The organism is Shewanella sp. 10N.286.51.B7 (assembly GCF_002873615.1).
In the GTDB taxonomy this organism is placed as follows: Bacteria; Pseudomonadota; Gammaproteobacteria; order Enterobacterales; family Shewanellaceae; genus Shewanella; species Shewanella electrodiphila.
Window position 1 is genome coordinate 18,983 of the sequence record NZ_MCUF01000021.1, and the last position, 12,087, is coordinate 31,069.

Below are 12,087 nucleotides of genomic sequence, written 5' to 3' on the forward strand. Positions count from 1 at the left end.
AAGATGAACCCTAGACCTTAAGTTGTTTGACGAAATTATTTTGCTTTTGGAATGGCAACTTTCATTTCAGCAGACTGACGGAAAATAACTAAGGTGTGTCCGATAAGCTGTATTTTGGTTGATTGAGTTTCGCGAATAATCGCGTCAACGACAGCATTTTTAAGCTCTCTATCAGAAGAGCCTACTTTCACTTTTATTAGTTCATGATGAGTGAGTGCACTATCAATTTCAGCCAGCACACCTTCGGTCAAACCATTAGCACCAAGCAGCACTACTGGCTTTAAGTTATGCGCCAGGCCTTTTAAATGCTGTTTTTGTTTGGTTGTTAAGTTCATTTGTACCAACTTTTTGAATGTTACTGTTGAAAAACGGCTATTCTACCCTTATATAAGCTTTATGTAACTCCAAATCGTTACGGAATTTAAATGGCAACGAAAAAACGTTCGGCAAGTTCAAGCCGATGGATGCAAGAGCATTTTGACGATCACTATGTGAAATTGTCTCAAAAGCGAGGTTTACGCTCTCGTGCTGCATTTAAGTTGGAAGAAATCCAACAGAAAGATAAACTGATTAAACAAGGCATGACAGTGGTTGATTTAGGTGCCGCGCCGGGTGGCTGGTCACAAATCGCTGTTAAGTTAGTGGGTGAAAAAGGCAAATTGGTAGCTTGTGATATTTTACCAATGGATCCGATCGTGGGAGTTGACTTTTTACAAGGTGATTTCCGTGAAGAGAAAGTGCTAGATGCTTTACTTGACCGTGTAGGTGAGGATAAAGTGGATGTTGTACTTTCTGATATGGCGCCTAATATGAGTGGTTCAGATGGTGTGGATCAACCAAGGGCGATGTATCTTGTAGAGTTAGCACTAGATATGTGTCATCAAGTTTTGGCACCTAATGGTAGCTTTGCGGTTAAAGTCTTTCAGGGGGAGGGCTTTGACGAATATATGAAAGCAGTTCGACAAGCTTTCACTACAGTTAAAACACGAAAACCAGATTCATCGCGACCACGTTCACGTGAAGTGTATATAGTGGCGACTGGTTACAAGTTATAGTAGTCTAACGATTAATTATCGTGGGTCTTCAAGAGGTCTAGAAATTTGAGTGACATGGCAAAAAATTTAATTCTCTGGGTTGTCATCGCCGTTGTGCTGATGTCAGTTTTTCAGGGTTACTCCCCCTCTTCTTCGTCATCGTCGAAGATGGACTATTCCGTATTCTTAGATAGCGTCAGAAATGGCAATATCAATTCGGTTGAAATCAAAAGTGACCAGCGAACTATTGAAGGAATCAAACGTTCTGGAGAGAAGTTCACCACTATTATGCCAATGTATGACCAAGATTTAATTAATGATCTTGATCGTAAAGGGATTTCAATGAAAGGGCAGGAAGCTGAAGAGTCTAGCTTCTTAACCCAGATATTTATCTCTTGGTTCCCAATGTTACTGCTGATTGGTGTATGGATTTTCTTCATGCGTCAAATGCAAGGTGGTGGCGGTAAAGGCGCAATGTCATTTGGTAAGAGTAAAGCCAAATTGATGAGCGAAGACCAAATTAAAACAACCTTTGCTGATGTTGCTGGTTGTGACGAAGCGAAAGAAGATGTTAAAGAATTAGTTGATTACTTAAAAGAACCAACTCGATTCCAAAAACTGGGTGGCCGTATTCCTACTGGTGTGCTGCTCGTGGGTCCACCAGGTACTGGTAAAACTCTGATTGCAAAAGCAATCGCGGGTGAAGCAAAAGTACCGTTCTTTACTATTTCTGGTTCTGACTTTGTTGAAATGTTTGTTGGTGTCGGAGCATCTCGTGTACGTGACATGTTTGAACAAGCTAAAAAGTCTGCACCTTGTATCATCTTCATTGATGAAATCGATGCTGTAGGTCGCCAACGTGGCGCTGGTGTTGGTGGTGGTCACGATGAACGTGAGCAAACATTGAACCAAATGTTGGTTGAAATGGACGGTTTTGAAGGTAATGAAGGCGTTATTGTCATTGCTGCGACAAACAGACCAGACGTGTTAGATGCTGCATTACTTCGTCCAGGTCGTTTTGACCGTCAAGTAGTCGTAGGCTTACCAGACGTTCGTGGTCGTGAGCAAATCCTTAAAGTTCACATGCGCAAAGTACCATTAGGTGATGGCGTTAAAGCTAGCGTTATTGCACGTGGCACGCCAGGTTTCTCTGGTGCTGACTTAGCTAACTTAGTTAACGAAGCTGCTTTGTTTGCTGCTCGTGGTAACCGTCGCGTAGTCGGTATGGAAGAGTTTGAAAGTGCTAAAGACAAAATCATGATGGGTGCAGAGCGCCGCACTATGGTGATGTCTGAAGAAGAAAAAGAAATGACTGCTTACCATGAAGCAGGTCATGCGATTGTGGGTTGTTTAGTGCCAGAGCACGACCCTGTGCATAAAGTGACAATCATTCCACGTGGCCGCGCCTTAGGTGTGACATTCTTCTTACCTGAAGCAGATGCAATTAGCCAAAGCCGACGTAAACTTGAAAGCCAAATTTCAGTAGCCTATGGCGGACGTTTAGCTGAAGAGTTAATTTACGGCGGCGAGAAAGTCTCTACTGGTGCATCGCAAGATATTAAGTATGCGACGTCAATTGCGCGTAACATGGTAACTCAGTGGGGCTTCTCTGAGAAATTAGGTCCTGTTTTATATGCTGAAGATGAAGGCGAAGTATTCTTAGGTCGTAGCATGGCGAAATCTAAGAATATGTCTGATGAAACTGCTGGTCTAATCGATCAAGAAGTTAAACAGTTAATCGACAGTAACTATGAACGTGCAAATCAATATTTGACTGATAACATGGATATTCTTCATTCAATGAAAGATGCATTGATGAAGTATGAGACCATTGATTCAGAGCAAATTGATGATCTAATGAATCGCCGTGAAGTGCGTCAACCTGCTGATTGGCAAGCTGATGACTCTATGGACGATCAAGACAAAGGCACTCCGGTAACGCCTGAAGCGACTTCGACTGAAGAAACGACTGAAGAGCCATCTGTTGAAAAGCCAGATACGGAACCGAAAACTGACGAATCGCCTGCAAAGTAAGTTGCTGATTTGAAGTTTTAAAAAGCCCCGAAAGGGGTTTTTTTATATTTGTTGAACTAGTGTCATATATAAGTCATATTTTTATAAAGAGACTTATTAGTGTGTAATTTTTGTAGAGCCGTATTATTTGAGATAGCGCTCTATGAAGAGTCAGTATTGAAAATATTTGAGTGAGGTTGTGTGTTTGAAATTAAATCTGGTGATAAAACCTTATCGCTAACTAGCCCAGTGGTTATGGCCATTATCAATGTGACTCCTGATTCTTTCTCTGATGGGGGCCAGCACGCCACCGTAGAGCAAGCTTGCGCTCAGATTGATAAAGTGGTTTCAGAAGGCGCATTGATTGTTGATATCGGTGGTGAGTCAACAAGACCGGGTGCAGAAGCTGTATCTGTTGAGGAAGAGTTATCTCGCGTTATCCCTGTGATTGAATACACGGCTAAACAGCATGATGTTTGGATTTCAATCGATACCAGTAAACCTGAAGTGATGGAAAAAGCAGTTGCTGCGGGTGCACACTTAATTAATGATGTACGTGCATTACAAGAGCCAGGTGCAGTCGCCATGGCAACAAGTTTAGATGTCCCAGTGTGTTTAATGCATATGCAAGGCCAACCACAAAACATGCAAGATGCGCCTCAATATGAGGACGTGATGCAACAAGTCACAGAGTTTTTATCCTTACGAGTGGATTATTGCCTTGCCGCAGGTATGCCGAGAGAAAATATTATTTTAGATCCTGGCTTTGGTTTTGGTAAAACACTTGAACACAATTATCAGCTGCTAGCGAAACTGCCTGAGCTTCACAGTTTACATTTGCCAGTATTAATTGGTTTATCAAGAAAAAGCATGATTGGCGATTTACTGCAACGCGATACTAATGAACGTTTAGCTGGGAGTTTGGCTGGGGCAATGATTGCAGCGCAGCAAGGTGCACAGATCTTACGTGTACATGACGTAAAAGAAACCGTTGACGTACTTAAGGTTATGTCAGCGACCATGGCCAGTTTACATCAGTAAAGTTTCGGTTTAAGCGTTGTCGATTTAAATAGGTTAAATTAGTGTTGATTCACTTAATGTGAGGTACTAATGCAGGACCATAACCAACAAAATAAAGAGCAGCAAGATAAAGAGCAGCGAGATAAAGGACAGCAACAAAGAAACCTGTTTGGCACCGATGGTATTCGGGGGGAAGTAGGCGCTGGAGTGATGACGCCAGAGCTTGCTTTAAAACTAGGTTGGGCTGCGGGCAGGGTGCTTTCACGCAGTGGTACCCAGAAAGTCATTATTGGTAAAGATACTCGCATTTCTGGTTACTTATTTGAATCGGCACTAGAAGCGGGATTGTCTGCGGCAGGACTTAATGTGCTATTGGTTGGCCCAATGCCGACACCGGCTATCGCTTACTTGACTCGCACTTTTAGAGCTGAAGCAGGCATAGTCATTAGTGCTTCTCATAACCCATATTTTGATAATGGTATTAAATTCTTTTCTGCTAATGGCAGTAAACTTGATGATGAACTCGAACTTGAAATCGAAAAAGAACTCACTAAGCCGCTAGTTTGTGTTGAATCCCACCTATTAGGTAAAGCTGCTCGAATAGATGACGCTGCTGGACGTTACATTGAATACTGTAAGGGGCACTTCCCTGCTGAATTAACCCTTAATGGCCTTAAGTTGGTGGTCGATTGTGCTCATGGCGCGACCTATCATATTGCGCCGAGTGTCTTTCAAGAACTCGGTGCTGAAGTAATATGCATAGGTGTTCAACCTAATGGCTTGAACATTAATGACAATGTTGGCGCGACTTCAATGCAAGCTATTTGCGATGAAGTGCTAAAGCATCAGGCTGATGTGGGCATTGCATTAGATGGTGATGGCGACAGGATCATGATGGTTGATCATTTAGGCAATGTGATTGATGGAGATCAAATTCTCTATGTACTTGCATGTGATGCCATAAAAAACAATGAACTCAAAGGCGGTGTAGTTGGCACTTTGATGTCAAATCTTGGCTTAGAATTAGCTTTGGCAGAACTTAATGTGCCTTTTGTTCGTTCTAACGTTGGTGACCGATACGTGATGGAGTTAATGCGACAATATGATTGGCGCATAGGCGGAGAAAATTCAGGTCATATATTAAACCTTGATCACGGCACAACAGGTGATGGGATTGTGGCAGGCATTTTGATGCTGGCTGCGATGCAAAATCAACAAGCTTCTATCGCTGAATTAGTTTCGCCATTAAAAATGTTACCGCAAGTATTAGTCAATGTCCGTTTTGAAGGTGATTCAAATCCACTTCAATCAGAAATTGTGTTATCAATAAAACATGATGTCGAAACTAAGCTCGGTAAAACTGGCCGAGTTTTATTAAGAAAATCAGGAACTGAACCACTCATTCGGGTCATGGTTGAAGGCCAAGATATTGACCTTGTCACATCCTATGCAAATCAAATTGCAGATGTAGTTAAAAAGGTAGGCTTGCAGCAAAGTTGAATATACAATCGACAGCAGTTTTTATTTATTATTTGGTTATTTATTAATATCTAAAGTCAGCGCGTAAAAAAGCAACATTCTGTCATGTTATGACAAATATTCCTGACTTAGCTATTGTAACTTGTTTGGCGGTTCGTTATTATTCACGCCGCTTTCAAAGGAGACAGTAATGGCACTTAGACGTCCTATGGTAGCTGGCAACTGGAAAATGAATGGTAGTGCGCCTTTAGCGCAAGAATTATTCACCAAGTTTGCTACTAAGCTCCAAAATGATTCTGCAGAAGTAGTTTTATGTCCACCTTCAATTTATCTTGAAAGTGTTAGACAACTGCTTGAAGCAAATAAGCAAACCTTAGATGGTGCGCTTGTAAGAATGGGCGCACAGAACCTGAGTCAACACGACTTCGGTGCCTATACTGGTGAAATTTCCGGTAAAATGCTAAAAGATTCAGGATGTCGATATGTGATTATCGGCCATTCCGAGCGTCGTCGTATGTACGGCGAAACAAGTAATATCGTTGCAGAGAAATTTGCTGCAGCACAAAAACATGGTTTAACGCCGATTCTTTGTGTTGGAGAATCAGGTCCAGCTCGTGAAGCAAGACGAACTTTTGAAGTGATTGCAGAAGAGTTAGACATTGTTATCGAAAAGAATGGCACCATGGCTTTTGATAATGCCATTATCGCTTACGAGCCTTTATGGGCTGTAGGTACTGGTAAAAGTGCAACTCCAGAGCAAGCGCAAGAAGTTCATGCGTTTATTCGTAATAGACTCTCTGAAGTGTCTCCATTTATTGGAGAAAATATTCGCATTTTATATGGTGGTAGTGTGACTCCATCAAATGCTGCAGATATATTTGCCCAACCAGATGTCGATGGTGGATTGATTGGCGGAGCTAGCTTAAATTCTAGCGAGTTTTTAAGTTTATGTTCCATTGCGATGAGCGCTTAATATTATGTATGAAGTTTTAATTGTAGTTTACTTGGTTGTAGCAATTGGTCTTGTAGGACTAATTTTAATTCAACAAGGTAAAGGAGCTGATATGGGGTCTTCTTTTGGTGCTGGTGCATCAGGGACGCTATTCGGTTCAGACGGTGCAGGTAATTTCCTGACCCGAAGCACAGCTGTTTTAGCTATTGCTTTTTTCGCTTTAAGCCTTACTTTAGGTAACTTAAGCGCAAACAATTCTAAAAAAGATGATGCTTGGAACGATTTAGGTTCTGCGGTAGAGCAAGTTGAACAAGCTCCTACACAGGCCGAAACATCAGAGACTGAAATCCCTGATTAATTTGCCTCTTAAAAGAAGCAAATAAAGTAAGACCGCAGTCATTGAGTTATCTTAATTTCCTCAATTAAATATGATAACGACTGCAAAAATTTAGTAGTAAGCGGATGTGGCGGAATTGGTAGACGCGCCAGCTTGAGGGGTTGGTGACTTAGGTCGTGTGGGTTCAAGTCCCACCATCCGCACCACTAAATTTTATTAATCATTTTGAAGTTAATTTGATTAAATATTGCAAGCAAAGACGTAAGTTAATATAATTGCGCAAGTTGTCGCGGGGTGGAGCAGTTTGGTAGCTCGTCGGGCTCATAACCCGAAGGTCGTCGGTTCAAATCCGGCCCCCGCAACCAGCTTATTGTTTTTACTTATTTGCAGTAGTGCAATGTAAAGGCAATTAAAAGGTTCTATATTTAAGACCTCGTTATTACGGGGTTTTCTGTTATATGGAGCTTAGTAACTCCGTGATTTTACGGACTTTTCGAGGGCTATTTGCCCTTTTTTTCGTTTTTGGGGGTCATTTTTGGCAACATTAGAAACTAAACTGACAGAAATGCTGACAGTACCTGTTGAAGCGCTAGGTTTTCAACTTTGGGGTATTGAGTTTGTCCATGCAGGGCGTCATTCAATATTACGTGTATTTATTGATGGTGAAAGTGGTATCAATATTGAAGATTGTGCTGAAGCCAGCCGCCAAGTTAGTGCTGTTCTAGATGTTGAAGACCCAATCTCGACAGAATACACACTAGAAGTTTCATCGCCAGGTGTAGATAGGCCACTATTTACGGCTGCGCAATACGCCGCGTATATCGGCGAAGATGCAAAAGTACAGTTAACGATGCCTGTTGCAGGTAGTCGTAATTTAAAAGGTGCTATCACATCAATCGAAGGGCAAATGCTAACGATTAATGTAGATGGTGAAGATTTGATTGTGGCTTTAGATAATGTGCGTAAAGGCAACGTTATTGCGAAGTTTTGATAGTTTCAAGGTGAACGAGGCAAGACATAATGAATAAAGAGATTCTGCTAGTCGCAGAGGCGGTATCAAATGAAAAAGCCGTCCCACGCGAAAAAATATTCGAAGCGCTAGAAATTGCTCTAGCCACAGCAACTAAGAAAAAGTATGAAGGCGAAATTGAAGTTCGCGTAGCTATCGATCGTAAAACTGGCCACTACGACACTTTCCGTCGTTGGATGGTTGTCGATGACCAAGGTGAAGCTTTAGAAAACCCTTACAGCGAAATTACGTTAGAAGCTGCACGTTACGAAGAACCAGAAATTCAACCTGGCGAATTCATCGAAGATGAAATTGACTCAGTTGTTTTCGACCGTATTACAACGCAAACAGCTAAGCAAGTAATCGTACAAAAAGTACGTGAAGCTGAACGTGCACAAATCGTTGAACAGTTTATTGAACGTGAAGGCGAAATTGTCACTGGTGTTGTTAAGAAAAGCACCCGTGAAAGTGTCGTTGTTGATTTAGGTAATAATGCTGATGGCGTTATTTACAAAGAAGACATCATCAGCCGCGAATCTTTCCGTCCAGGTGATCGTGTTCGTGCATTGCTATATGCAGTACGTCCAGAAGCACGTGGTGCACAGTTATTCTTAACTCGCAGCAAGCCTGAAATGATCATCGAATTATTCAGAGTTGAAGTACCTGAAATTTTAGATGAGATGATTGAAATCATGGGCGCTGCTCGTGACCCAGGTGCTCGCGCTAAAATCGCAGTGAAAACTAATGATAAGCGTATCGATCCAATTGGTGCTTGTGTTGGTATGCGTGGCGCACGTGTACAAGCTGTATCTAACGAATTAAGCGGTGAGCGTGTCGATATCGTAATGTGGGATGATAATCCAGCACAGTACGTTATCAATGCAATGGCTCCTGCTGACGTTGCTTCTATCATTGTTGATGAAGACAACCACTCAATGGATATTGCTGTTGAAGCTGACAGTTTAGCGCAAGCTATTGGCCGTAATGGTCAAAACGTTCGTTTAGCAACTCAGTTAACGGGTTGGGAACTTAACGTCATGACAGTGGAAGAGCTTAATGCTAAGCATCAAGCTGAAAGCGCTAAAATTGTAAACTTATTCGTTGAAACTTTAGATGTTGACGAAGATTTTGCAACTGTTCTTGCTGAAGAAGGTTTCACCTCTTTAGAAGAAATTGCCTATGTACCAGAAGCAGAACTGTTAGAAGTTAACGGTTTTGATGAAGATATTGTTGCTGCATTGCGTGAACGTGCAAAAGCAGCTATTTCGACTCGAGCATTAGCAACGGAAGAAGCACTAGATGGTGCTGAACCGGCTGCTGATCTATTAGCGTTAGATGGTTTAGAAAAGCATTTAGCATATGTTCTTGCAAGTAAAGGTGTGTCGACCTTAGAAGACTTAGCAGAACAAGGAATTGACGATTTAATCGATATTGAAGAATTGACAGAAGAAAAAGCAGGTGAGCTCATCATGGCTGCCCGTAATATCTGTTGGTTTGGCGAAGAAGCATAAGTCGATCAACAGGGGGATTTAATTGATGGCAGATACAAGTATAGATAAATTGGCCGCGGAAGTGGGCAAGAATGTAGACAGACTGATTGAACAGTTTGCCGAAGCAGGAATTAAGAAAAGTAAAGCTGACAATGTTTCTGAAACAGAGAAACAAACTTTGCTAGACCATTTAAAGAAGCAGCACGGCGGCGATAAAGAGCCTCAAAAAATGACTCTGCAACGCAAAACCGTTTCTACTTTAAGTGTAAATGCAGGTGGCGGACAATCTAAAGACGTTAAAGTAGAAGTACGTAAAAAACGTACTTTTGTTAAACGTGATGATAGTGAGCTAGCTGCAGAAGCTGAAGAACAAGCTAAGCAACAACAAGAAGCTGAAGCTGCAGCAAAAGCTGCTGCAGAAGCGAAAGCTGTTGAAGATAAAGCTAAAGCAGAAGCTAAGGCTAAAGCAGACGCTGAAGCGAAAGCTAAAAAAGAAGCTGAAGCTAAAGCCAAATCTGAAGCTAAACCAGCTAAAGCTGAAGACCCAGAGTCTGCAGCAGTAAAAGCTGAAGCTGAACGCATTAAAGCCGCGCAAGAAGAAGCAATGACTAAAAAGCAGAAAGAAGAAGCGGCGCAAGCTGCAGAAACTGCTCGTAAGCTTGCTGAAGAAAACTCTAAGCGTTGGGCTGAAGAAGAACGTCAACGTATCGAAGCTGAGAAAAATAGTGACCACCATATCACTACTTCGAAAGCGGCTCGTGCAGCTGAAGATACTTCAGATGCTGCTGATGAGAAGCGTGGACGTCGTGCTCGTAACAAGAGCAATAACAAGAAACGTGGTGGTAAAGGCGGTCGTGATAACCGTAGCAACCATGCGCGTAACAAGAGTACTGCTCCTGAATCAATGGCACATGGTTTCAACAAGCCTGTTGCTGTAGTAAAAGGCGAGATCCGTATCGGTGAGACCGTTTCTGTTGCAGAATTGGCATCACGTATGTCAATTAAAGCCACTGAAATCATCAAGCAAATGATGAAGATGGGCTCAATGGTAACGATCAACCAAATCTTGGACCAAGAAACTGCGCAAATGATTGCAGAAGAAATGGGCCATAAAGTGGTACTACTTCGTGAAAACGAATTAGAGCATCAAGTACTGGGCGATCGTGATGAAGATGATGTTGTACTAGAGACTCGTGCTCCTGTAGTAACTATCATGGGTCACGTTGACCACGGTAAAACATCATTACTTGATTATATTCGTCGTGCAAAAGTTGCTGACGGTGAAGCCGGTGGTATTACCCAGCACATTGGTGCATACCATGTTGAAACCGACAATGGCATGATCACCTTCTTAGATACTCCTGGTCACGCGGCGTTTACGTCAATGCGTGCTCGTGGTGCTAAAGCGACAGATATCGTTGTATTGGTTGTTGCTGCGGATGATGGCGCTATGCCACAAACGATTGAAGCAATCCAACATGCTAAAGCCGGTAACGTACCGTTAATCATTGCCGTTAACAAAATGGATAAGCCAGAAGCGGATCCAGAACGTGTTAAGAGTGAACTAGCTCAACACGGTGTTATGTCTGAAGATTGGGGCGGCGAACATATGTTCGTTAACGTTTCAGCTAAAGCGGGTACTGGTATCGATGAGTTACTTGAAGGCATTCTTTTACAAGCTGAAGTATTAGAGCTTCAAGCTGTTCGTGAAGGTATGGCAGCAGGTGTTGTTATTGAATCTAAATTGGACAAAGGTCGTGGCCCAGTTGCTACTGTTCTTGTTCAAGAAGGTACTTTACGCCAAGGTGATATCGTTCTATGTGGTCTTGAGTACGGTAAAATCCGTGCAATGAAAGATGAGAATGGTAAGAGCATCACTGAAGCCGGTCCTTCAATTCCAGTTGAGATTTTAGGTCTTTCTGGTGTGCCATCAGCGGGTGATGAAGCGACTGTTGTACGTGATGAGCGTAAAGCGCGTGAAGTTGCACTTTACCGTCAAGGTAAATTCCGTGATGTTAAATTAGCACGTCAGCAGAAATCTAAGCTTGAAAACATGTTTGCCAACATGACTGAAGGCGAAGTACAAGAGCTTAACATTGTACTTAAAGCAGACGTTCAAGGTTCACTTGAAGCAATTTGTGATTCATTAACTAAACTGTCTACTGACGAAGTTAAAGTTAGCATTATTGCTCGTGGCGTTGGTGCATTAACTGAAACAGATGCGACATTAGCAGCTGCTTCAAATGCAATCATGGTTGGTTTCAACGTTCGTGCTGATGCACAAGCGCGTAAGACCATCGAAGCTGAAAGTGTTGATTTACGCTACTACAGCGTAATTTACGACTTGATTGATGAAGTTAAAGCGGCAATGACGGGCATGCTTGCTCCTGAATTCAAGCAACAAATCATTGGTCTTGCTGAAGTACGTGATGTATTTAAGTCGCCTAAGATTGGTGCTATTGCGGGTTGTATGGTTACCGAAGGTACCATCAAACGTAGTGCTCCTATCCGTGTTCTACGTGAAAACGTAGTTATCTACGAAGGTGAGCTTGAGTCGCTACGTCGCTTTAAAGATGACGTTAGCGATGTTCGTAACGGCATGGAATGTGGTATCGGTGTGAAGAACTACAATGACGTCAAAGTTGGCGATCAGATTGAGGTCTTCGAGACGGTCGAAGTGGCCAGAACGCTGTAACACAGAAAGGGCGGCGTTAGCCGCCTTTTTTATTTATACAAAGCTATAAGGTATTAAT

The 12,087-nt window shown here is 42.3% G+C and carries 10 protein-coding genes and 2 tRNA genes; 11 read left to right on the forward strand and 1 reads right to left on the reverse strand.

Annotation, left to right across the window (positions count from 1 at the left end; all coding sequences use genetic code 11):
• Positions 1-35 precede the first annotated feature (35 nt).
• A complete protein-coding gene (yhbY, locus tag BCU84_RS04365; protein ID WP_055023703.1) occupies positions 36-335 on the reverse strand; it encodes a ribosome assembly RNA-binding protein YhbY in 300 nt (99 codons plus the stop codon).
• Positions 336-425: 90 nt separating this feature from the next.
• Between yhbY and rlmE the strand changes: the two genes are divergently transcribed.
• The 11 genes from rlmE (at position 426) to infB (ending at position 12,029) form a co-directional block, all read left to right on the forward strand.
• Entirely contained in the window at positions 426-1,055 is a 630-nt protein-coding gene (gene rlmE, locus BCU84_RS04370) for a 23S rRNA (uridine(2552)-2'-O)-methyltransferase RlmE (protein WP_102526889.1), read from the forward strand.
• 45 nt (positions 1,056-1,100) lie between these two features.
• Positions 1,101-3,068 carry an ATP-dependent zinc metalloprotease FtsH gene (ftsH, locus tag BCU84_RS04375; protein WP_102526890.1) on the forward strand — a complete coding sequence of 656 codons (1,968 nt, stop codon included), beginning with the start codon at positions 1,101-1,103 and terminating at the stop codon, positions 3,066-3,068.
• A gap of 180 nt (positions 3,069-3,248) precedes the next feature.
• Entirely contained in the window at positions 3,249-4,088 is an 840-nt protein-coding gene (gene folP, locus BCU84_RS04380) for a dihydropteroate synthase (RefSeq protein WP_102526891.1), read from the forward strand.
• A gap of 69 nt (positions 4,089-4,157) precedes the next feature.
• A complete protein-coding gene (glmM, locus tag BCU84_RS04385; protein WP_102526892.1) occupies positions 4,158-5,567 on the forward strand; it encodes a phosphoglucosamine mutase in 1,410 nt (469 codons plus the stop codon).
• 169 nt (positions 5,568-5,736) lie between these two features.
• Entirely contained in the window at positions 5,737-6,519 is a 783-nt protein-coding gene (gene tpiA, locus BCU84_RS04390; RefSeq protein ID WP_102526893.1) for a triose-phosphate isomerase, read from the forward strand.
• Between the two features lie 4 nt (positions 6,520-6,523).
• On the forward strand, positions 6,524-6,856 hold the full coding sequence (gene secG, locus BCU84_RS04395) for a preprotein translocase subunit SecG (RefSeq protein WP_102526894.1): 333 nt from the start codon (positions 6,524-6,526) through the stop codon (positions 6,854-6,856).
• A gap of 100 nt (positions 6,857-6,956) precedes the next feature.
• Positions 6,957-7,041: transfer RNA gene (locus BCU84_RS04400), tRNA-Leu, on the forward strand.
• Positions 7,042-7,123: 82 nt separating this feature from the next.
• Positions 7,124-7,200 (forward strand) — tRNA-Met (locus tag BCU84_RS04405).
• Positions 7,201-7,370: 170 nt separating this feature from the next.
• Positions 7,371-7,826, forward strand: coding sequence for a ribosome maturation factor RimP (gene rimP, locus BCU84_RS04410; RefSeq protein WP_102526895.1), 456 nt, complete (start codon positions 7,371-7,373; stop codon positions 7,824-7,826).
• A gap of 29 nt (positions 7,827-7,855) precedes the next feature.
• Entirely contained in the window at positions 7,856-9,355 is a 1,500-nt protein-coding gene (nusA, locus tag BCU84_RS04415) for a transcription termination factor NusA (protein WP_102526896.1), read from the forward strand.
• A 25-nt stretch (positions 9,356-9,380) separates the two neighbouring features.
• The gene (gene infB / locus BCU84_RS04420) at positions 9,381-12,029 is read left to right on the forward strand and encodes a translation initiation factor IF-2 (RefSeq protein ID WP_102526897.1); all 2,649 of its coding nucleotides are present in this window, start codon (positions 9,381-9,383) and stop codon (positions 12,027-12,029) included.
• The last annotated feature ends 58 nt before the right edge of the window (positions 12,030-12,087 follow it).